We start from the raw sequence: 21,962 nt of genomic DNA, 5'->3' as shown, positions 1-21,962 counted from the left end.
AGGAGTTCCATGTCCGTACCCGGGATGCGTCGGGCCGCTGTCGGCCTGACCGCGCTCGCGGTGGCAGCGCTCGGCGCGGTCGCCACCACCCCCGAGCAGGCCGACGCGCGACCGAAGCCGGTCGACGTCACCCTGCTGGCCCTCAACGACTTCCACGGCAACCTCGAACCGCCGAGCGGCTCCAGCGGCACCATCGCCGGACAGACCGCGGGCGGCGTTGAATACCTCGCGACCCACCTGGCCGAGCTGCGCGCCGCCGCGAAGAGGAAGAACACCATCACCGTCGCCGCCGGCGACCTGATCGGCGCGTCGCCGCTGCTCTCCGCCGCGTTCCACGACGAGCCGACCATCGAGGCGCTGAGCATGGCCGGCCTGGACTACGCCAGCGTCGGCAACCACGAGTTCGACGAGGGCGCCGCCGAACTGCTGCGTATCCAGAACGGTGGCTGCCACCCGGTGGACGGCTGCGCCGACGGCACCCCGTACCGGGGCGCCGGCTTCAAGTACCTCTCCGCCAACGCCTTCAAGACCGCCACCGGCAAGCCGCTCATGGCGCCGTACGCGATCCACAAGGTGCAGGGCGTCAAGGTCGGCTTCATCGGGATGACCCTGGAGGGCACCCCGCAGATCGTCAGCCAGCAGGGCGTCGCCGGTCTCACCTTCGCCGACGAGGCGGAGACCGCCAACCGGTACGCCCGCGAGCTGCGCCGCAAGGGCGTACAGACCATCGTCGTGCTCCTGCACGAGGGCGGCGCCCAGGCGGCGACCGGCGGCATCAACGACTGCGTCGGCATGACCGGGCCCATCGTGGACATCGCCAACCGGATGGACCCGTCGATCGACGTGGTGGTCAGCGGTCACACCCACCAGGCGTACATCTGCAACATCAACGGCAAGCTGGTCACCAGCGCCAGCTCCTTCGGCCGCCTCGTCACCGACATCGACCTCAAGATCGACCGGCGCAGTGGTGACGTGATCTCCGCCGCCGCGAACAACGTGGTCGTCACCCGGGACGTCGCCAAGGACCCGAAGCAGACCGCACTGATCGACCGCTACAAGACCGTGCTCGGCCCGGTCGCCGACCGCCAGGTCGGCGAGACCACCGAAGCGATCACCAAGACCCAGGAAACCCTCTTCGGTACGTCCCTGGGCGAATCCCCGCTGGGCAACCTGGTCGCCGACGCGCAGCTCGCCGCCACCGACGACGAACAGAACGCGGTGGCCGCCTTCATGAACCCCGGTGGTGTCCGGGCCGACCTCAACGCCGGGCCGGTCACCTACGAGGAAGCGTTCACGGTGCAGCCGTTCGCCAACAACCTGGTGACCCTCGACCTGACCGGGGCGCAGCTCTACTGCGTACTGGAGCAGCAGTTCGTCACCGGCCGGACGCTGTACCCGTCGTCGACCGTCGGCTACGTGGTCGACCCGGCCGGCACCACCGGCACCGCGACCGACCCGTGCACCGGCACCCGTGTGGTCCGGGGCAGCCTCACCATCGGTGGCACCGCTGTCGACACGGCCGCCACCTACCGGGTGACGGTGAACAACTTCCTGGCCGGCGGCGGCGACGGCTTCAGCGCCCTCACCGGCGGCACCAACCAGGTCACCGGTCTGATCGACCTGGACGCTCTGGTGGCGTACCTGACCGCGCAGTCGCCGGTCTCCGCCCCGGCGCTCGACCGAATCCGCACCACCGCCGAGGTCCCCGCCGCCTGACGGCCGACCCGAGCACGATCGGGCCCCGGAGCGGACGCTCCGGGGCCCGACCCGTCCCGCCCTGTTCCTGTCCGTCACATGATCACGCTCGAACCTGGAAGTAGTGGCCTCCGGGCGTGCGGATGCCACTCGATCCAGGATCGAGCGCCATCATGCGGAATCGGCGGCTCCGCGAACAAGATCCGCGCAACATCGGGGATGTTGCTGCCTCGCGCGCGCCGGAGACAGCAACATCGGGGAACTTGCGCAGATCTTGGGCGCCGATCGTCCGGGCGCGGGGCGCGGGGCGCGGGGCGCGGGGCGGCGGGCGGCGGGCGCCGGGTGGCGGGCACGGGCGACGCGCGCCGCGCGCCGGGCGGCGCGCGGCGGGTGCCGGGTGGCGGGCACGGGCGACGCGCACCGCGCGCCGGGCGGCGGGCGGCGGGTGCCGGGCGGCGGGCACGGGCGACGCGCACCGCGCCGGGCGACGCGGGAGGGACGTGTCGGGGTGTCAGACGGGGGCGGGGGTCGGGTCGAGGGAGGTGGGGGCCGGCGTCATCCGGCCGTCCTGCTCTGCGCTGAGCAGTCGGCGCAGCGAGAGCGCGACCAGGGAGGCGACCAGGCAGCCTCCGACCACCGTCGCCACCCAGACCTTCCCGTCGGCGGCGCCGATCAGCGGGCCGGCGGTCACCGGGCCGATGACACCGCTGATCCCGAAGATCATCGAACTCATCGCGTTGTAGCGGCCGCGTAGCTCGTCGGTGGCCAAAGCGTTGGTCAACGCCGGCATGACCGGTGACAGCATCGTCTCGCCGAAGCCGAAGATCGCCGAGCAGGCCACCACGCACACGGCGGCCAGCAGGGCGTTCGTACCGTTGACCAGGCCGGCCGCGCCGAGGGCCAACCAGGCGGTGGCGAACACGGCGCCCACCACGGCCAGCGCCCGGGTACGGCTGCGTCCGTCCATCCGGCGGATCATCACCAGTTGGGCGAGGACGATCATCACGGTGTTGGCGGCGAGCGCCCACGCCACCACTCGGGTGTGCACCTCGGCGACCCGCACCGCGTACGCGGCGAAGCCCACCTCGATCTGTGCGTATCCGCAGGTGGTGAGGATCAGGCCGAAGATCACCAGCCGTCGGAAGGGGCGGTCGCGGAGCACGGTGAGGTAACCGCCGGGCGACGGTTCGTCGACGCCGCGACGGCTGCCGAGTCGGTGACCCACCCCGGGCAGGGTGAGCAGGATGATCGCCGGCAGCAGGTAGGTCACCGCGTCCAGCAGGTAGATCGTCTGGAAGGTGCCGAGGTGGGCGGTGTCGACGATCGCGCCGGACGTCATGCCACCGATGCCGATACCCAGGTTGAGCAGGGCGAAGTTCAGCCCGAAGACACGTTGCCGCTCACCGTCGTCGGTCAGCGAGGCGAGGATCGTGTTCTGCCCGGACCAGATCGCCGAGCTGCCGACGGCGATCACGGTCATCACCAACAGGGCCGACCCGGCCGAGTCGACAAGCGCCAGCGAACCGGTCCCGACCGCCTCGATCAGCAGGCACGGCAGCACGATCCGACGTGCGCCGAACCGGTCGATCAACGTCCCGCCCAGCGGCGACAGGGCCAGGGTGACCGCGCCGTACCAGCCGATCACGAGCCCGGCGCGGGCGTCGGTGAGTCCGCGTACGTCGGTCAGGTAGATGAACAGGAACGGCAGGGTCAGGCCGCGCCCGATCGCCGACAGCAAGGTGCCGACGAGGATCCGGCGGGCTTCTGGACGGCGAGGTAGGGCGCGACGCAGCATGTCCGGCATTCTGTGCGGAGGGTGTGACGTCAGGCGAACCGTTTTGGACGGAGCTCGGGCTCGCGGTGACCAACGCCACGACGTCCGCCGGTGTCGGCCCGGTCTGCGATGCTGACCCGATGACCGGCACCTGGCGACACCTGCCTGCTTCCGCCCGCGCCATCGCGGTGACCGCCACGGCAGCCGTCGCCGCCGCCCAGGCCCGTGACGGTGAGGCGTACGACGAGGCGGTCGCCGACCTGGCGGCCGACGAGCGGTCCGGTCTGGTGCTCGGGACGGTGGTCCGGCTCCTGCTGGAGGAGAGCCACCCGGATGGCTTGGACGGTGACGACATCCGCCAGGTGCTGGCACGCTGCGTGCAGGACGCGGCGCGCTGGCGTTCGGATGTGGACCCGCACGTGGTGCTCGTACTGTTGGCCGGTGCGTTGGGGGTGTACGACCCCGAGGGTGACGACGCGCCCCCGGACGCGTCCGCCCTGGCGCGGCATGCTCCGCTGCTCGTGGCCGATCTGTTGGCGATGACGGGTGCGCCGCTTGCCGACTACCTGGCCGCGGCGTTCAGCGAGATCGAGCGCACCGAGCGACACGACTGACGGACGGGGACGGAGGCGCGGGCCGCCGCCACCAACGGGTCTCCGGCCCGTCGACCGGTGTCCGTCTCCCGACTCGGCGCGTTGTCGGTCACGGTGCTGGCCGTACGCTCCGCCCGTCTGACGACCACAGTTTCCGTCAGGGGTGGGCATGCGACCTCGACCGAACCGATCTCCGATCTCGTGGCGGGCGGCCAGCCCAACGGTCCGGTTGCTCGCGCTCGTGTCCTGGAGCATCGGCGTGGTGGTGCTGGTAGCGGGATGGCTCGGGGATCGGGAGGGCTTCTGGTCCGACCGGCCGTTCTTGACCAACGTCGCCTCGTCGCTGGCTACCGCCGCACTCGGGTTGCCGATCGCGCTGGTCGTGATCCAACAGTTGGTCGCCGGCGAGGAGACGTACCGGCAGGAGTGGTTGGCCAGCGAGGAGCTGGTCGGTGCCGTACGTGAGGCCCGTGGGTACGCCGAGGCGCTCACCGGCACCGCACCGGCGGCGGGCCCTGCCGTGCAGGGCCTGCACGACGTTAATCTCCAACAGGTAATCCTCGGGGCTCAGATGCTGCCGTTTGTGCCCGATCACGCGACGACGCTGGCCGGGCAGTTGCAGGTGCTCGCCACTATCTGGCCGCTCTACTCGGTGGTCCTCGGGCACATGCCGGAAACCGTGTCCGGCCTGCGGGACGCGTGGGCGACGGCCGGGAGCGCCCTGACCGCTCTGCCGGCCACGCGGAGGCCAGGGCTGGCCAACCAGATGTTGACCGAGACACACGAACTGGTCGATCGGACGGCCACCGCCTTCGACCAACTCACCCTGGGTGAGTTCGACTCGGCGTTCCTGCACCGCCTTGTCGGGGAACTGAGTCGGGACAGGCCGATTCAGAAGTCCAGGGTGCTGCGGGACGTGCAGAAGCTCGCCCAACTCGGTCCGCCGTTGGCGTCCGCGCAGTCGTCGGCAGCGGAACTGGCCGAACGGCTGCGGGGTATCGAGGCGTTGATACGTCGATAGGTCGCGGCCTGACGACATACGCAGAGGGCACATCCGATCGATCGGATGTGCCCTCTTACCTCTGGTCGGGGTGGCCGGATTCGAACCGACGACCTCTTCGTCCCGAACGAAGCGCGCTACCAAGCTGCGCCACACCCCGAGGCGTGCCGACAAATAGTAGCCCACCCGCTCTGATGGTCAAACTCGGTACCCCCGACGCCCGAGCCCGGTCCCGAGGGTGATCGACTCGCCTTCCCTGAAAGCGCGGTGTCCGGTCCGGGCGGATCGGCCGGTTTGCGGGAAGTCGAGTCGATCAACGTCGAGTCGATCAACGTCGAGTCGATCAAGGCTAGCGGGGGATGAGGGTCAGGATGCTCGCCTCCGGTGGGCAGGCGAAGCGGACCGGGGCTGTCGGGTGGGTGCCGAGGCCGGCGGAGACGTGCAGCCACGAGTCCGAGCCGGGCCATCGGTGCAGACCGCGCGCCATCGAGCGGGGCAGGCCGCAGTTGGTCACCAGCGCCCCATACCCCGGGACGCAGACCTGCCCGCCGTGGGTGTGCCCGGCCAGCAGGAGGCCGAAGCCGTCGGCGGCCATCTGGTCGAGTACCCGCGGCTCGGGGGAGTGCGTCACGGCGATGGACAGGTCGGCGGAGGACGCCACCCGACCCGACACGGCCGGGTAGTCGTCCCGGTCGATGTGGGGGTCGTCGACGCCGACGAGGTCCAGCTCCCGGCCGCCGGCCTTGAGGCTCGTCCGGGCGTTGTTCAGGTCCGCCCAGCCGGCGCCGGTGAAGACCTGGCGCAGCTCCTCGTAGGGCAGTTCGACGCCCTCGGTGTACTCCCGGTCGGGCAGGAAGTAGCTGAAGGGGTTCTTCAGCACCGGCCCGGTGTAGTCGTTGGAGCCGAACACGAAGGCCCCCGGATAGTCCAGCAGCGGTTGCAGCGCCCGCAGCACGCCCGGCACCGCCTCGGGGTGCGCCATGTTGTCGCCGGTCACCACCACCAGGTCGGGGTCGAGGGCGGCCAGCGACGCCACCCAGCGCTGTTTGCGGGCCTGGTCGGGCATCATGTGCAGATCCGACAGGTGCAGCACGCGCAGCGGCTCCGCGTCGGCCGGGAGCATCGGCACGTCGTACCGCCGCAGGGTGAACAGGTTGCGCTCGATGAGCGACGCGTACGCGAGGGTGGTCGCTCCGACCGCTGCGGTTCCGGCGGCGAGGCGGAATAGTGTGCGCTTTCGCATGGCGTTCAGGGTAGTTTGACCGTCCATGAGCACGCTGAAGGACCGCCTCACCGCCGACATGCGTTCCGCGCTCAAGGCGCGCGACGAGCTGACGACCTCCACGCTGCGGATGGCCCTGGCCGCCGTCGGCACCGCCGAGGTGGCCGGCAAGGCCAAGCGCGAGCTCACCGATGACGAGGTGCTCGCGGTGTTGACCAAGGAGGCCAAGAAGCGCCGGGAGGCGGCCACCGCCTTCGCCGACGCGGGCCGCGCCGAGCAGGCCGCCAAGGAGACCGCCGAGGGCGAGGTGCTGGACCGCTACCTGCCCAAGCAGCTTTCGGATGCCGAGCTGACCGACCTGGTCGCGGGGGCGCTCGCCGCGGGCGGCTTCACCGGGAAGGCCCAGATGGGCCCGGCCATGAAGGCGGCCCAGGCCGCGGTGGCCGGCCAGGCCGAGGGGGGTCGGGTGGCCGCCGAGGTACGGCGACAGCTCGGCCTCTGATCCGCCACGCGACTCCGGTTCGACGCAACGGAACGGGCGGGCACCCCCGAGAGAGGATGCCCGCCCGTTCGCGTGTGCCGTCGGTGCCTCAGCCGCCCGGACGGTTACCGGGTCGGCCGGGCGGGTTGCCGGGCTGTCCCGGCTTGTTGCTGTCCGGCGGGGTGCCACCGGCGCCGGTGCTGATCTGGATGGTGACCACGCCGCCCTTGATGGTGCGCCCGTCCGGGCTGGTGCCGGCGGCGGTGCCCGCCGGGCAGGACGACGCCACCTTCACGTCGGAGACGACCGGCTCGAAGCCCGCGCCCTTGATCCGGGACTTCGCGGTGTCGACCGGCTGACACTTCACGTCGGGGATGCTGCGCTGGTCACCCTCGGAGATCTTCTGACCCGGGGGATCGAAGTTGATGCGCGGCTTGCCCTTCATGGCGTCCCGCAGCGTCTCGTACACCGGCGGGTTGATGCCGTCCTTCTCGGAGTGCTTCATCTTGACGTTCGTCTGCGGCCAGTCCGGGTCGGCCATGATGCCGGCCACCGCGTACTGCTTGGTCATCGCGACCAGCGCGGCGGTCTTCTCGGAGTCGGTGGTGCCGGACTTGCCGGCCACCGGCGCGTCGACGATGCCCTTCACCACGGCGGCCGTACGGCTGCTGCCGCACTTGCTGGTCTTGGAGTTGTCGCCGACCGGGCAGCGGGCGGCGTCGACGGCGGCGCGGGCCACCTCGGTGCTGAACCGCTTCTCACAGCGCGGGTTGGCGATGTCCAGCTTCTTGCCCTCCGGGTCGCGGATCTCCTGCACCGGGATCGGCTCGCAGTACTTGCCGTCCGCAGCGAGGGTCGCGTACGCGTTGGCCAGGTCCAGCGGCGTGGTGGAGGAGACGCCCAGGGTGAAGGCGCCCCACTGGTGGGCCGCATCCTTCGTAGCGGCGAACTTGGCGTCGTTGCTGGCCCGGAACTGGATGCCGGCCCGCTTGGCGACGTCGACCACGTTCTCCGCGCCGACCTGCTGCTCCAGCGGCACGAAGTACGTGTTGACCGACTGGGCGAACCCGGTCCACATGTTCTGCACGCCACCGGCCTTCTTGCCGGAGTTGGTCGGGCAGTAGAAGTGGGTGCCGGGGCAGGCCGCCGGGCTGTTGCTGTCGATGATGTACTCCGACTTGAACTGCTGCGGCGCGTTCATCGAGTAGCTGAGCGGGATGCCCTTCTCCAGGGCCGCCACGATCGTGAAGATCTTGAAGGTCGAGCCCGCCTGGTAGCCGGCGATGCCGTCGCCGCCGGTGAGCAGCGGGTTGACCGTCGCCGGGTAGTTGCCCCGGATGCCCCGCTTGCTCTTCGCCGGATCGCTGGAGAGCTTGTTCTTCCGGTTCTTCGGGTCGTCCAGCTTGAACTGCCGGTTCACCGCCAGCGCCCGTACCCGGCCGGTGCCCGGCTCGACCACGGCGACCATGGCGGCTTCCTTGCTGTTCTCGCTCTTGGCCTTGCGGACCGCCTTGTCCGCGCCCTTCTGCGCCTGCACGTCGATGGACGTCACGACGGTGTAGCCGCCGCTCTTGAGCCGGCGCTCACGGTCGTACGGCGTCGAGCCGAACGTCGGCTGCTGCATCCACCAGCGGTAGAAGTAGTCGCAGAAGAAGCCCCAGCTGTTGACGTTGGTCGCGACACAGCCGTTCGGGGTGCGCTTGTCCTGCACCTTCAGCGGGACCGCCTTGGCGGCGTCCGCCTCCTGCTGGGTGATGGCCTTGGTGTCGACCATGTTCTGGATGACGTAGTTACGACGGTCCAGCGCCAGCGGGTAACCGCTCTTGGTGGTCGGGTCGTTCGTCGTCGGGGCCTTGACCATGCCGGCCAGCAGCGCCGCTTCCTCGATCTTCAGCTTGCTCGGCGGCTTGCCGAAGTAGACCTGGCTGGCCGCGTAGATGCCGTACGCGCCATTGCCGAACGAGGCCAGGTTGAGGTAGCGGGTCAGGATCTCGTCCTTGGAGAACTCCTTGTCGACCTGCAGGGCGAGGCGCATCTCGCGGAGCTTGCGGGCGCTGGTGTCCTCGGTCGCCGCGACCACGTCGGCCGGATGGGTGGCCGAGTAGGCGATCGCCAGCCGGACGTACTGCATGGTCAGCGTCGAGGCGCCCTGGCGGCCGGCGCTCTCGTTCTGGTTGTTGACGAACGCGCGGGCGACACCGTTGATGTCGACGCCGTTGTGCTTGTAGAAGTCGTGGTCCTCGGCCGCGATGATGGCCTTGATCATGTACGGAGAGATGTCCGCGTGCTTCACGTCGCGGCGGTTCTCGTCGTACATCGTCGCAAGCGGTGTCTTGCCGTCCGATGCCAACAGGTAGCTGATCTGTGGCGCGCGGGCCACCGTCAGCTCCGTTGGCAGGTTGCCGAATGTCTCGGCGCCGGCCTTCGCGGCCAGTCCGGACATCGCCACCGCGGGGAAGGCCGCCGCAGCGACCACCACGCCAGCCAACAGGCCACATATGAGCAGCGATGCGGCGTTGGTCAGCACATTGTGGTCACGTTTCCGCATCCAGGTCACCTCGGCATGGTACGCGAGTAGGGAACGAGGGGCGCCTGGGCGTCTTTCCCCATTTCCTGCGCGCGCTGCCCTCGTTGTGCTAAACGCATGACCCCCGGTACGAGGTTGCGTGTGATTGGCGTGAGTCTCCTCCGTTCGGCGGAGACCTCGCAGCGTTTTCGTGGACCTCGGCGGGGTAACCGGCGGTCGAGAGCCCGGGAAGCCGGGAGTGTCCGGAATGATGGATTTCGCCGACAACGTTGCGTAATCAGTCGACTACAGAGCATGATGATGGCGGCGACAGCGCCACATGTCGTCCGCGCCGCCTTGGGGAAGGCGAGCCGGGCGATCGGGGGGAATTGCCGGCTGCCGTGCAACGAGGTCGGTAGGTACTGCAAGGGGGGACGAGTACACATGGGCATGATCACTGACTGGCCGTCGCTGGCGGCGTGTCAGAACGGGGACCCGGACGCGTTGTTCGTACAGGGCGCCGAACAGAACGTGGCCAAGCGGATCTGCCGGAGCTGCCCAGTTCGGTACGAGTGCCTGGCCGACGCGCTGGACAACCGGATCGAGTTCGGTGTGTGGGGCGGTATGACCGAACGCGAACGCCGAGCGTTGCTGCGTCGTCACCCCCAGGTGACGAGCTGGCGCAAGATGTTCGAGGCAGCGATGAAGAAGAACAGCAAGGACAAGACCGGCAAGGACAAGATCCTGGTCACCGCGGCAACCTGACGCCGGTCACGACCGGCTGATCGCCGCGCCGATCGTCCGTAGCCCGTCGACGTCGTGCACGTCGGCGGGCTGCGCCGTCACCGACACCGCCGGCACCGCCGGGAACGCCTCGGTGAACCGCGCGGCGACCTGCTGCTCGCGTACGGCCTGACGCGCCAGCGCCGCGTGCGCCCGCAGCACGTCGGCGGTGCCCTCGTGTCCACCCAGCTCGGACAGCCGCTCCGCGGCGGCGCGACTCCGTTCGGCGTCCAGCTTCGGAACCACCGGGCGGTGCACCCGGTTGAGCACCAGGCCGGCGAGCGGCATCTTCTCCTCGCGCAGGCGGCCCGCGAAGTAGGCGGCCTCCCGGACCGCGTCCGGCTCCGGCGTCGCGACCAGCAGGAAGGCCGTCTCCCCCGCCTGGAGGATCCGGTACGTCTGCTCGGCCCGCTGCCGGAAGCCCCCGAACATCGAGTCGAGTGCGGCCACGAAGCCGGACAGGTCGGTGAGCAGCTGCGCGCCGAGAACCTTCTGCACCACCTTCGAGAACATTCCGAACGACGCCGTGACCAGGCTGAACATGCTCCGCCCACCGCTGCGTGCCGGTGCGAGCAGCAGGCGCAGCATCCGACCGTCGAGGAAGCGGGAGAGTCGGGCCGGCGCGTCCAGGAAGTCCAGCGCCGAGCGGGACGGCGGGGTGTCCACCACGATCAGGTCCCACTCGCCGCGCGCGTGCAACTGGCCCAGCTTCTCCATCGCCATGTATTCCTGGGTGCCGGCGAAGGTCGAGCTCATGGCCTGGTAGAACGGGTTCGCGAAGATCTCCGCGGCCTTCGTCGGGTCGGTGTGCTGGAGCACCACGTCGTCGAAGGTGCGCTTCATGTCCAGCATCATGGCGTGCAGCTCACCGCCGCTGGCCTCGACATCGATGCCCTTGACCTGCCGGGGCGTGTTGTCCAGCTCGGTAAGGCCCAGCGACTGGGCGAGCCGGCGGGCCGGGTCGATGGTGAGCACCACCGTGCGGCGGCCGTGCTGCTCGGCGGCCCGCAGCGCCAGCGCGGCGGCCGTGGTCGTCTTTCCCACTCCGCCGGCACCGCAGCACACGACGATCCGCACGCCCGGGTCGGCGAGGATCTGGTCGACGTCCAGCTGCGGCGCCGCGTCTTCGGAAGGCACCAATCGAGCGTATCGGGCCGCGTCGGTCCATGCGCCCGTGCTGAGCTCAGGTGTGAGTCAATCGGCGTGGACGAGGGCCTGGGCCAGGGTCGCGAGGCCCGGCCGGTCCACCCCGTCCGGCAGCAACGGCAGCTCGACCATCGGCAGCCCCAGCTCCACCAGCTCGGCGCGGAGGGAATCCTCCAGTTCGCGCCGGATGAGCTGATCCCGCGCCTCGTCGTGCAATCCGGCCACGATGTCCTGATCAGCCGGCAGTCCCGCGGCGACCAGCCCTCGCCGCAGGTCCGCCGCGGTGACCGCCGGGCCGGCCGGCAGCGCGGGCCGGGCGCCGTTGACGATCACCTTCCCGATGCCGAAGCCGAGGGAGGTCAGGTCGGCGATGGCGTCGACCGTCTCCTGCACCGGCATCTCCTCGAGGAGCGTGACCACGTGCACAGCCGTAATCGGGGAGCGCAGCAGCGCGGAGACCCCGTCGCTCTGGGTCTTGATCGGGCCGACCTTGGCGAGCCGGGCCGTCTCGGCCGTCACGTTGAGGAAACGACCGATCCGACCGGTGGGCGGCGCGTCCAGCACCACGGCGTCGTACGTGCGCCGCCGCGCCGAGGTGCGGGTGGTGGCCTCCTTCACCTTGCCGGTCAGCAGCACGTCCCGCAGGCCCGGGGCGATGGTGGTGGCGAAGTCGATGGCCCCCAGCTTGCGCAGCGCCCGCCCCGCCGCGCCCAGCTTGTAGAACATGTCGAGGTATTCGAGCAGGGCTTCCTCGGCGTCCACCGCGAGCGCCCGCACCTCACCGCCGCCCGGCGCGTCGGCGAGGTGTCGCTCCTCGTATGGCAGCGGGTCGAGGCCGAAGAGTTGGGCGATGCCCTGTCGGCCCTCGACCTCCACCAGCAGGGTGCGCCGGCCACCGGCGGCCAGCGCCAGGGCCAGCGCCGCCGCGACGCTGGTCTTGCCGGTGCCGCCCTTGCCGGTCACGACGTGGAGTCGGGCCGACCATCCGCTACCGGCCGGGTCGGACGGCCGCTCAGGTGCACGCACCTGTCGAGCCTATCCAGGGCGACGGGTCACGCGACCTCGCAGACCCACCAACCCGTCTTCTGCACCACGGTGAAGCGCAGGTCCTGGTCGGCCACCTTCTCGTCGGCCGTGGTCATGGTGACCCGGGTGGAGACGGTGGCCCGGTCGCCGGTCTGGTTGTCGACCTTCGGGGTGGTCCACTTGAACCGGGGGTTCTGGTACGTGGCGGCGTACTTCTCCACCTCCGCCACCTTGGCGGCGATCTTCTTGTCGTCGCGCGAGGCGGCGCAGACGTGGTCGGCGGCCTTGCCGGCGTCCCGATCCTTGTAGACGGCGGTGAGGAACTCGTCGACGGCGACCGCCGGCTCCTTCGCGCCCTCGCCGGACTCGGCGTTACGCAGGGTCAGGAACGTCACGACGCCACCGCCCACGCAGAGCACCATGATCACGGCCAGCGCGATGGCCGCGATCAGCAGACCGCGCTTCTTCTTCGGCTCGGCGGTGCCGGCGTACGGCGGGTAGCCGGGCGGGGGCGGCGGAATCGCGCCCGGGGAGACGGGCAGCGCCGACGTGTCAGCCGGGCCCCCGGTCTGCGGGACGCCAACGGGCGGGGCGGGGGTGGCCGGCGCTCCGGGCTGCGAGGCAAACGCCCCTGCCCCGAGCTGACCGGAAGAGACGGGCTGACCGGAGACGGGCTGACCGGAGAGCGGCTGGCCGGAGACGGGCTGACCAGGGAAGGGCTGGCCGGAGACGGGCTGACCAGGGAAGGGCTGGCCGGAGACGGGCTGACCAGGGAAGGGCTGGCCGGAGACAGGCTGACCAGGGAAGGGCTGGCCGGAGACGGGCTGGCCGGAGAAGGGCTGGCCGGGGAGGGCGAGCTGCCCACCGGGGGCGGATTGAGCGGACCCAGCGCCCTGATCGGGGAGCGCCGGCTGGCTGGCCCCGGCGGGCTGGCCGGGCTGCGTCGACGGGCCGGGCTGGGCCGGGATGACGGGCTGGGCCGGTGAGTCCGGCGCGCCGGACTCAGCGGTGGAGGTCGTCGGGTCGGACTGCCCGGGGCTGACCGCTGCCTCGGGCTGGCCGGCGGGGTTCGGGTGGGCCGGCGGAAGGGCGCGCGGGCCGGACTGGTCGCCGCTGGGCGGTTGGGTCATCTCGTTCCCCCGGGGGTGCGGCGCCCGGCCGCCACGCCGGGCGCCGAGCGAGATCGAGCGGGCGGCCGGGCGCTGCGCGACCGTCCGACCGAGAGGGTAGCGGCCGACCGCCGGTTCGGTGTCGCCCCTACCGCGCCGTACGTCACTTCTCGACCCGGAGAAGCGGATGGTGACATCCGACGCAGTCGGGATTCCTGCCCCCGGTCTGTCACATATGTGACTCAGGGTGACTGATCGTGCGCGTCCTGTTGGCGGGACCGCCCCCGTGGACCTACCTTCGTCCCGGTGCGGGGGACCGGAACGGTTGGTTGAACCCGACCGGAAGCGTGATCCGAGAGGTACGACCGGAGGCAGTTCATGCGCGACGCGGACAACATCCCTCGCACCCAGTTCCCGACGAACGACCGGCAACGGCGGCTCGGGTCCACGGGTGAGGCGGCCGGCGGGCTGGTCGGCAACCTGCCCATCAACGAGCGGTCGTACCGCCGGGTTTCGGAGCCACCGGGGATCGCCCGAGCGTCGAATCGGCCGGTCGAGCGGTCGCGGGACGACGACGAGCCGGGTTTCGTCATCCATCTGCCGATCCGGGTGCCCGATCTGGCGGCGGCGACCACGCTGGCCGGGCGGGTCGCGGTGTCGCTGGGCTTCCTGCCGGAACTGGACGCGGGCGAGACGACCGTGTCCAACGCGGACGACCAGAACAACCGGCACCGGGTCTTCTGCGACCTGTTGCTGCCCGACCGCTCGCGTTGCCCGCAGGGGTACGGGCACGAGGGGCCCTGTGGAGAGCTGCCGGCAACGCCGGAGCAACGTCCCGCGCCCCGCCCGGCCAGCGGACCGTAGGCTGTGCCTCGACGAAGTCCGCACCACGAGGGAGCCCTCCAGCGATGCAGAAGTGGGAATACTCCACGGTCCCTCTGCTGGTCCACGCGACCAAGCAGATCCTCGACAACTGGGGTGAGGACGGGTGGGAACTCGTCGCCGTGGTCCCCGGCCCGAACCCGGACCAGCTCGTGGCGTACCTGAAGCGACCCAAGGCGTGAGCGCCGGGACTCCGGCGCGGCGACGCTCCGCGATCGCGAACGACGAGGTGACGCGATGAGCAACGGCCCCCACGCGAAGCTCGCCGAGTTGGGCTTCGAACTGCCCGACGTGGCGCCGCCGGTGGCCAGCTACGTGCCGGCCGTGCAGTCCGGGCAGCACGTGTACGTCTCGGGCCAGTTGCCCATCGCCGAGGGCAAGCTCCTGGCGACCGGCAAGGTCGGCGCGGGGATCTCCGCCGAGCAGGCCAAGGACCTCGCCCAGCGGTGCGCGCTCAATGCGCTGGCGGCGGTTGACTCGCTGGTCGGCCTGGAGAACGTGGTCAAGGTGGTCAAGGTGACCGGTTTTGTGGCCTCGGCCCCCGGGTTCATCGGCCAGCCCGCCGTGATCAACGGTGCCTCTGACCTGTTCGGCACCGTCTTCGGCGAGGCCGGCCGTCACGCGAGAAGCGCGGTAGGCGTGGCCGAACTCCCCCTGGACGCCCCGGTGGAGATCGAACTGATCGTCGAGGTCGCCTGACCCCACCGCGATCTTGCACTTCCTGTCCCGACGAATGCCGTGAACAGGCATGAAGTAGCAGCAGGAAGTGCAAGATCGCGGGGAGTGGGGGGCGGGGTCGTACGATCGCAGCCATGAGCGGGCACGTGACGGGGGCCGTGGCGGCATTGGCTGGCGAGCTGCCGGCGTGGGTTTCATTGCTGCGCGCGCCGAACCCGGGGCCGATGACCCTCGACGGGACCAACACCTGGGTGCTGCGCGCGCCCGACGCCGACCACGCCATCGTGGTCGACCCCGGGCCGGCCGACGAGGGGCACCTGAAGCGGATCGCGGAGCACGGCCCGATCGGCCTGATCCTCATCACCCACGGCCACCCGGACCACACCGAGGGCGCCGCCCGCCTGCGCGAGCTGGTCGGTGCGCCGGTCCTCGCCGCCGACCCGGCGCACACCATCGGCGGTACGCCACTGAGCGCCGAGACCACGCTCGACGGGACCCTCGGCATCCGCCTGCTGAACACCCCCGGCCACACCGCCGACTCGGTCTGCTTCCTGGCCGAGTGCGGCGACGAGCGGGTGGTGCTCACCGGTGACACCATCCTGGGCCGGGGCACCACCGTGGTCGCCCACCCGGACGGGAACCTCGGCGACTACCTGAGCAGCCTCGAGCTGCTGTCCGCGTACACCGGGATCCCGGCGCTGCCGGGCCACGGCCCGGCGCTGGCCGACTGCGCCGCCGCCGCCGAGTTCTACCTCGCCCACCGGCGTGCCCGGCTCGACCAGGTCCGGTCGGCGGTCGACGCCGGCGCACGGACGCCCGCCGACGTGGTCGCGGCGGTCTACGCGGACGTGGACCGCTCGCTCTGGTGGGCGGCGGAATGGTCGGTCCGTGCCCAGTTGGAGTATCTGGGCGTCGACAGCGGGGAATCCGCGCCGGGGGTCAGTGGGTTGGAGCACACGTGACCTGTCCGGTGTGCGGAACCGTAGCCGTCCCCGGCGCACGGTTCTGCCACAACTGCGGCGCCGCGCTCCCGGCGGCCGCCACGTTGCCGGCGGCCGAGCGCCGGGTCGTCACCGTTCTCTTCGGTGACCTCTCCGAATTCACCTCCTGGTCGGAGGATCTCGACCCGGAACGCGTCGGCGCGGTCACCGACCGCGTGCTCGCCGCCCTGGCCGGTGCCGTCAAGACCTTCGGCGGGCACGTCGACAAGCTGACCGGCGACGGGATCATGGCGGTCTTCGGGGCGCCGGTGGCGCACGAGGACGACGCCGAGCGGGCCGTCCGGGCCGCCCTGTCGATGCAGCGGGCGGTGCGCCGGGTGCTCGACGACGAGCGGGGCGGCGGCGCGCCGCTCGGTCTGCGGGTCGGCCTGAACACGGGCGACGTCATCGCGGGCATCCAGGCCGCAATCGAGTACACGGTCATCGGCGACACGGTGAACACCGCCGCCCGGCTGGCCGACGCCGCTGCCGTCGGCGCGGTCTACGCCGGCGGGCGCACCGCCGCCGCCACCCGGCACGTCGCCTCCTGGCGGGCGCTGCGCCCGCTGCGGCTCAAGGGCAAGCGGGAGCCGGTCGAGGCGTACGAGCTGCTGGGCCTGTTGGACGCGCCGGGCACCCGCTCGGGTCTCGGCGACGAGGCGCCCTACGTGGGCCGGGAGACCGAGATCGGGCGGGTCGCCGGCCGACTCGCCGAGGTGATCGACCAGGGTGACCCGCGGGTGCTGCTGATGACCGCCGAGGCGGGCATCGGCAAGTCCCGGTTCGCCGCCGAGGTGGAGCGCCTCGCGGCCGGGTACGACGTGGGCGCCGGCCGGTACGCGGCACACACCGGCGCGCGGGTGCTGTCGGTGCGCTGCGCCGCCTTCGGCGAGCGGCGTCGGCTCGCGCCCCTGGCCGACCTGGTCCGTGCCGCCGTCGGTCTCCCCAGCGACGCGGCCACCGCGCTGACCCGGCCGGCCGTGGAGGAGCGGCTACGCCGACTCGGCCAGCGTCTCGCCCGCTCGGGTGAGACGGCTCCGATCGCCACCGACCAACTGCTCGCCCTGCTCGGCTACGCCGAACTGCCCGCGCACAACAGCACGGACAACGGCGAGTGGGGCGCCGCGGGTACGGCGGCCGCCGACGCCGAGGCGGTGCCGAACGCCGTGGCCGACCTGCTCAGCGGGCTCGCCTCGGAAGCGCCGCTGGTGATCGTGGTGGACGACCTGCACGACGCGACCGCCGAGACCATCAGCGCCCTCGGGTCGACCCTCTCCCGACTCACCGGCCCGGTGCTCGTCCTGCTGCTCGGCCGCCCCGAGCTGGTCCGTACCGCCGGTGCGTTGACCCGTGTCGCGGACGCCGAGGTGCACTCCCTGCCGCCGCTGCGGGGCGCCGACGCGGCCCGCCTGCTCACCAGCTATCTCGGCGGCGGGAAGTTGCCGCCGGCCGACGCCGACCGGCTGCTCGCCACCGCCCAGGGCAACCCGTTCTACCTGGCCGAGTTGGTCACCCTGCTGATCGAGCGCGGCGCGCTGACCACCGCCGCCAACACGCGGGACCAGGACTCGTCCGGCTGGCGGTTGGTGCCCGGCTCGCTGGGCAGCCGGCTGCTCTCCCGGGACCTCGCGGCCGTCCTCGCCGCCCGGATCGACGCGCTGCCCCCGGACGCCCGTTCCGTGCTGCGCGACGCCGCCGTCGTCGGCGACACCGTGCCGACGGGCGCGCTGGAAGCGCTCCGCGAGCAGCGCCGGGACGGGAGACCGTCGGCGGTGGTCGCCGTCGAGTTCGACCGGGCCGTCGAGGAGCTGCTGCAACGCCGCATGCTGCACCGCACCCGGTCCGGGTACGCGTTCGCCACGCCGCTCATGCGGGAGGCCGCGTACGCCGGGGTGAGTAAGGCGGAGTTGGCCGAGCGGCACGCCGCGTTGGCCCGCTGGGCCGTGCCGGCCGAAGGTGTCACGGCGGGCGGCTTCTCGGAGGAGGCCCGCGACGACTTCGTCGCCGCACACGTGCAGCGGGCGGCCACGCTCGCCGACGCGGTGAAACTGCGACCGGACGCCCCGGCCCGCGCCGTGGTCCCGCTCGGGATCGCCGCACTCGGCCGGGCCGCCCGCCGCTCGCTGTCTGCCGGGGAGCCCGCCCTCGCCGTCGAGTACGCCGAACGCGCCAGCGAACTGGCCCGCGACGGGGTGCCGGCGATCGACCGGGTGGTGCACGCCCGCGCGCTGTTGCAGATCGGTCGGGTCGTGGACGCGCTCGCCTTCGCCGAGAAGATCGCCGCGAACGCGGGGGACGACGCCACCCGGGCCAGCGCTCTGCTGCTCGCCGGGCAGGCCCAGCAGACCCTCGGTGAGCGGGGCCGGGCGGAGGCCGCCTGGCAGGAGGCGTTGCAGGTGGCCACCGCCGAAGGGCTGCCCACGCTGCGCGCGTCCGCCATGCGCCGGCTCGGCATGGGCGACTTCGTGGCCGGTCGGCTGAGCCAGGCGAGCAGCCGGCTGGCCGCCGCGTACCAGGTCAGTCTCGCCGCGCAGGATCGGCGCGGGCAGGCCTGGTCGCTGCAGAACCTGGCGTGGGTGACCACCACCCGGGGTGACTTCGCCGGCACCGACGCCGTGCTCGGTCGGGCCGCACGGCTCTTCGCCGAGCTGAAGGACCCGTACGGTCGGGCGTGGCTGCGGGGCACCACCGCGTTCGCCCGGCTGCTCGCCGGTCGGCTGCGGGAGGCGTGCCGCCTGGCGCAGGTCTTCCTGCCCTTCGGCGAGCGTGTGGGCGAGGCGTGGGCGGTGGGTACGCTGCGCGCGGTCGCCGCCTTCGCCACCGCGGAGCTGGGCGACCTGGCCGAGGCGGACCGGGAGGCCCGCCGCGCGTACCGCGAGTTCGCGGCCGCCTCCGACGACTGGGGGCGCGGGTTCGCGCTGGTGGTCCGGGCCGTCGTGGCGCGCGGGCTGGGCGAGCCGGAACACGCGGCCGACCTGCTCACCGACGCCCTGGTGTACGCCGAACAGACCTCCCACCCGCTGCTCACCGGGATGGCCGGCACGCTGCGCGGCTTCGTGGCGCTGGACATGGGCGACCACGAGACCGCCGAGCAGGCCGCCCGGGCGGTGTTGACGGCCGTCGAGCCGCACAACCCGCAGGCACCGGCGCAGGTCGCGCCCCGGGTGCTGCTGGCCACCGCCCGACTGGCGGCCGGCGATCCGGCGACCGCGGTCGGGCTGCTCGCCCCCGTGGCGACGGCCGCCGCCGCCACGCCCTCCCTGCTCCTGTCCCGCCGCCAGACCATGGCCCGGTACGCGTCGGCGCTGCTCGCCCACGGTCAGCGGGAGCAGGCGCTGGACTGGGCCCGACGGGCGGTCGCCGCACCCGCCGAGGACGTACGCAGTCAGGTGATCGCGGCGAGTGTGCTCGCCGAGGCGTTGGCGGCCTGCGGCTACCCGGAGGAGGCCCGGTCCTGCGCCGACGAGGCGGTCCGCCTGGCGTACGCGACGGAACAACGCAGCGAACGACGGGCCGCCAAAGCCCTCCAGGAACGCCTGACCCCCACGAACCCGAACCCCCCGCCCGATGATCATGAAGTTGTTGCCACCGACGCCGGCGTGTCGACGCAATAGCTTCATGATCGTCGCCCGGTGGCGGGTGGGGGTTCGGTGGGTTTTGGCGGTTCTGGGGATGTGGTTGTCCCGGGGAGCGGCTAGCGTGTCACCACCGCGCGGTGTTCCACAGTGGTGACCGTCGCCGTGCCCGGGGGAGGCCCACCATGAAGCTGCCGCGTTCCGTCGCCGGCTGGACCATCGCGGTCTTCGGCGTCCTGGCGCTCGTGATGGGCGCCGTCGGTCTGCTCTGGCCGGAGGCGCAGTTGCGCATGCTCGGGTTCGAGGTGCCGGTGACGCGTTCCTCCGGCGACTACACCGGCACCTTCCTGCTGGCGTCCTCGATGGCGGCGTTCAACATGGGCGTCTACTACCTGCTCGCGACGGTCACCGAGTGGCGGTCGTTCTACCGGTTCACGGTGGTGTTCCGGTTGGTCACCTTCACCGTGTTCACCATCGCCGTGCTGGCCGACATCGCTCCCGACAGGTTCTTCGGCGTGGCCGCGTGGGAAGGGCTCGGTGCGGTGGCCACCGCGGTCGGCCTGCGGGTGGACGCTCGCCGGGGCACGCCGTCCGCCTCTGCCGTCCCAGCGCCGGCCGCTTCGGCCGACGCGGTGCGCTGAGCCACCGGCAGGGTTGGGTATTTTCGAGCGGTGACCGACACCCCGACCGGCGGCCTGCCGGTGCCGATCGTGCCCGGTCTGACCGATTTGCGGGTCTTTGCCCGAGGCGGTTATGCCACCGTCTACCAGGCCACGCAGATCTCCGTCGATCGCGAGGTCGCCGTCAAGGTCGAAAATCGCACGCTGGACAGCGAACGCGACCAGGCCCGCTTCCTGCGCGAGGCGCGCGCGGCCGGACGGATGTCGTCGCACCCGCACGTCGTGGACCTCTTCGACGTCGGCGTGACCGTCGACCAGCACCCGTACCTGATCATGGAACTCTGCGACGGGTCGTACGCCGAGCGGATGCGCAACTCGCCGCTCGGCCCGGTGGAGGCCCGTGACCTCGGCATCAAGATCGCCGACGCGTTGGCCCACTCGCACGGCGCCGGGGTGCTGCACCGGGACGTCAAGCCCGCGAACATCCTCTACTCGCACTTCAACTCGGCGGTGCTTGCCGACTTCGGGCTGGCCGTGCTGGCCGAGGCCCGGGACGCCTCGGTCACCCTGGAGGTGCTCACCCCGGCGTACGCGCCACCGGAGATGTTCAGCCACAGCCCGCCATCGCCGGCCGTTGACGTGTACGCGCTCTGCGCCACCCTCTACGCGGTGATGCACGGCCGGCCGCCGCGGTGGCAGTCCGAGCGCAATCCCAGTCTGGTGACCGTGCTGGAGATGTTCAGCCAGCCGATCCCCGCCCTGCCCGGCGTGCCGGACGAGTTGATCGACGTGCTGCGGCTCGGCATGGCCAACGATCCGGGCGAGCGACCCTCGGCGCTCGAACTGCACGACCTGCTCGCCACCCTGCCGTTCGGCGGGCCGGCCGCCCCGGTGAGTGGCGCCCCCCTCAGCGGCGGCGCCTCGATCGGCGGTGGCTCGTCCAGGTCCGGCCTGTACGGCACCGGCCAGCCCGGTCCCCGTCCACCGGTCGAGGACACCCGCCCCGGCGTGCCCGGCGGCCGGCGCTGGCGGCGACGCTGGTTCCTCGGAGGCGCCGGCGCGCTGGCGCTCGCCGCCTCCGCCACCACCGGCGCCTGGGTGGCCAGCAGTGAAGGACCGCCCGGCCCGTCCCCCTCGGTGACCCGGGTCGCGGCCCCGGCAACCGGACCACTGCCCGGTTGTGCGGGCGTGCCGACCGCACTGCCCAGTGGCGCCCGCTGTCTGCCCGAACTGGAGTGCTTCGGCCCGGTGCGCATCCGCGGCGAACGTGCGGAGGCGGCGCGGGTCCCCTGCGACGGCCGGCACACCTGGGAGGCGTACGCCGAGGGCATCCTGCCGGTGCCGCTAATGGGCGCGGACCACGACGAGGTGGTCGCCGCCGAGCAGGTACGACAGGTGTGCAGCGCCACCACGTTCCGGCTGACCACCGAGATCACCGAGCCGGCCGGCTGGCACCTGGAGGTGTTGCCGCCCGTCGACGGCAACGTCGACCGGGTCTACCGCTGCCTGGCCGGCCGGGGCGTCGACGCGCTCACCGCCCCCACTCTCACCGGTCGCTGAGCCCGCCGCGCGTCCGTCCCCGGTCACGCACCGCACGCAACGCGTCCCGGCTGTCCAGCGCGTCGAGGGTGTCCGCGTCGATGCCGTACGGCATCAGGTCCGGTGGGGCGGTGGGGTTCGGCTGCTCCGCCGGCTCCGGTTCGTCACGCTGGCGGGCGGCCGACACGGCGACCGTGGCAACTGTCGCCAGCAGCACGCACAACAGTGCGAGAACGACCCCGACAAGGTCCTGCCGGCGCAGGACGACCAGCAGGATCAGCAGCGCGAGGGCACTCGGCGCCGCGACCGCCGCCACCATCCTCGCATCGATCCTGGAGAGTCGATTCACCCTT

At 71.8% G+C, this 21,962-nt stretch carries 18 protein-coding genes, 1 tRNA gene and 1 pseudogene; 12 read left to right on the top strand and 8 right to left on the bottom strand.

The window, feature by feature from the left end; all coding sequences use genetic code 11:
- Positions 1–9 precede the first annotated feature (9 nt).
- Positions 10–1,716 (top strand): bifunctional metallophosphatase/5'-nucleotidase, encoded by a 1,707-nt coding sequence (locus tag ACLQ25_RS11360; protein WP_425730838.1) that lies wholly within the window; start codon positions 10–12, stop codon positions 1,714–1,716.
- Between the two features lie 490 nt (positions 1,717–2,206).
- Here ACLQ25_RS11360 and ACLQ25_RS11355 read toward each other — a convergent pair whose 3' ends face one another.
- Entirely contained in the window at positions 2,207–3,490 is a 1,284-nt protein-coding gene (locus tag ACLQ25_RS11355) for an MFS transporter (protein ID WP_425730837.1), read from the bottom strand.
- 119 nt (positions 3,491–3,609) lie between these two features.
- On the opposite strand from ACLQ25_RS11355, the gene ACLQ25_RS11350 reads away from it, so the two are divergent.
- Positions 3,610–4,083, top strand: coding sequence for a hypothetical protein (locus tag ACLQ25_RS11350; RefSeq protein ID WP_425730886.1), 474 nt, complete (start codon positions 3,610–3,612; stop codon positions 4,081–4,083).
- 148 nt (positions 4,084–4,231) lie between these two features.
- A complete protein-coding gene (locus tag ACLQ25_RS11345) occupies positions 4,232–5,083 on the top strand; it encodes a hypothetical protein (protein ID WP_425730836.1) in 852 nt (283 codons plus the stop codon).
- 62 nt (positions 5,084–5,145) lie between these two features.
- On the opposite strand, the gene ACLQ25_RS11340 is transcribed toward ACLQ25_RS11345, so the two are convergent.
- Both ACLQ25_RS11340 and ACLQ25_RS11335 read right to left on the bottom strand, forming a co-directional pair.
- Positions 5,146–5,222: transfer RNA gene (locus ACLQ25_RS11340), tRNA-Pro, on the bottom strand.
- Between the two features lie 189 nt (positions 5,223–5,411).
- Positions 5,412–6,305: a metallophosphoesterase gene (locus ACLQ25_RS11335; protein WP_425730835.1), complete on the bottom strand. Its 894-nt coding sequence runs from the start codon at positions 6,303–6,305 to the stop codon at positions 5,412–5,414.
- A 25-nt stretch (positions 6,306–6,330) separates the two neighbouring features.
- Here ACLQ25_RS11335 and ACLQ25_RS11330 point away from each other — a divergent pair, with 25 nt between their 5' ends.
- Positions 6,331–6,786 (top strand): GatB/YqeY domain-containing protein, encoded by a 456-nt coding sequence (locus tag ACLQ25_RS11330; protein WP_425730834.1) that lies wholly within the window; start codon positions 6,331–6,333, stop codon positions 6,784–6,786.
- An 88-nt stretch (positions 6,787–6,874) separates the two neighbouring features.
- Here ACLQ25_RS11330 and ACLQ25_RS11325 read toward each other — a convergent pair whose 3' ends face one another.
- Positions 6,875–9,313, bottom strand: coding sequence for a penicillin-binding protein (locus ACLQ25_RS11325; RefSeq protein ID WP_425730833.1), 2,439 nt, complete (start codon positions 9,311–9,313; stop codon positions 6,875–6,877).
- Between the two features lie 402 nt (positions 9,314–9,715).
- On the opposite strand from ACLQ25_RS11325, the gene ACLQ25_RS11320 reads away from it, so the two are divergent.
- Positions 9,716–10,036 carry a WhiB family transcriptional regulator gene (locus tag ACLQ25_RS11320; RefSeq protein ID WP_421473604.1) on the top strand — a complete coding sequence of 107 codons (321 nt, stop codon included), beginning with the start codon at positions 9,716–9,718 and terminating at the stop codon, positions 10,034–10,036.
- A 6-nt stretch (positions 10,037–10,042) separates the two neighbouring features.
- Here ACLQ25_RS11320 and ACLQ25_RS11315 read toward each other — a convergent pair whose 3' ends face one another.
- Genes ACLQ25_RS11315 through ACLQ25_RS11305 form a run of 3 tightly spaced genes read right to left on the bottom strand, consistent with a single transcriptional unit; the run spans position 10,043 to position 12,768 of the window.
- Entirely contained in the window at positions 10,043–11,191 is a 1,149-nt protein-coding gene (locus ACLQ25_RS11315; protein ID WP_425730832.1) for an ArsA family ATPase, read from the bottom strand.
- Positions 11,192–11,248: 57 nt separating this feature from the next.
- Entirely contained in the window at positions 11,249–12,226 is a 978-nt protein-coding gene (locus ACLQ25_RS11310; RefSeq protein ID WP_425730831.1) for an ArsA-related P-loop ATPase, read from the bottom strand.
- Positions 12,227–12,252: 26 nt separating this feature from the next.
- Positions 12,253–12,768: a hypothetical protein gene (locus ACLQ25_RS11305; RefSeq protein WP_425730885.1), complete on the bottom strand. Its 516-nt coding sequence runs from the start codon at positions 12,766–12,768 to the stop codon at positions 12,253–12,255.
- Positions 12,769–13,713: 945 nt separating this feature from the next.
- Between ACLQ25_RS11305 and ACLQ25_RS11300 the strand changes: the two genes are divergently transcribed.
- From ACLQ25_RS11300 to ACLQ25_RS11270, 7 genes and pseudogenes are all read left to right on the top strand, one after another.
- Positions 13,714–14,199, top strand: a complete 486-nt coding sequence (locus tag ACLQ25_RS11300; RefSeq protein WP_425730830.1) for a hypothetical protein — start codon at positions 13,714–13,716, stop codon at positions 14,197–14,199.
- A gap of 44 nt (positions 14,200–14,243) precedes the next feature.
- Positions 14,244–14,399, top strand: a complete 156-nt coding sequence (locus tag ACLQ25_RS11295) for a DUF4177 domain-containing protein (protein WP_007466198.1) — start codon at positions 14,244–14,246, stop codon at positions 14,397–14,399.
- Positions 14,400–14,454: 55 nt separating this feature from the next.
- Positions 14,455–14,916, top strand: a complete 462-nt coding sequence (locus ACLQ25_RS11290; RefSeq protein WP_425730829.1) for a RidA family protein — start codon at positions 14,455–14,457, stop codon at positions 14,914–14,916.
- 113 nt (positions 14,917–15,029) lie between these two features.
- The gene (locus ACLQ25_RS11285; RefSeq protein ID WP_425730828.1) at positions 15,030–15,857 is read left to right on the top strand and encodes an MBL fold metallo-hydrolase; all 828 of its coding nucleotides are present in this window, start codon (positions 15,030–15,032) and stop codon (positions 15,855–15,857) included.
- Positions 15,854–19,414, top strand: a pseudogene (locus tag ACLQ25_RS11280) (adenylate/guanylate cyclase domain-containing protein); the annotation flags it as partial. The gene ACLQ25_RS11285 and the pseudogene ACLQ25_RS11280, both read left to right, overlap by 4 nt.
- Positions 19,415–19,635: 221 nt before the next feature.
- Entirely contained in the window at positions 19,636–20,091 is a 456-nt protein-coding gene (locus ACLQ25_RS11275) for a hypothetical protein (RefSeq protein ID WP_425730827.1), read from the top strand.
- Between the two features lie 30 nt (positions 20,092–20,121).
- Positions 20,122–21,630, top strand: coding sequence for a serine/threonine-protein kinase (locus ACLQ25_RS11270; protein ID WP_425730826.1), 1,509 nt, complete (start codon positions 20,122–20,124; stop codon positions 21,628–21,630).
- Here ACLQ25_RS11270 and ACLQ25_RS11265 read toward each other — a convergent pair.
- Positions 21,617–21,958, bottom strand: a complete 342-nt coding sequence (locus ACLQ25_RS11265) for a hypothetical protein (RefSeq protein ID WP_425730825.1) — start codon at positions 21,956–21,958, stop codon at positions 21,617–21,619. The genes ACLQ25_RS11270 and ACLQ25_RS11265 overlap by 14 nt on opposite strands.
- Positions 21,959–21,962 lie beyond the last annotated feature (4 nt).

The sequence above is a fragment of the Micromonospora sp. DT44 genome, from assembly GCF_049841635.1.
Taxonomy (GTDB): Bacteria; Actinomycetota; Actinomycetes; order Mycobacteriales; family Micromonosporaceae; genus Micromonospora.
Note: the sequence above shows the minus strand (reverse complement) of the source record. Positions and strands in the feature narration are given on the sequence as shown.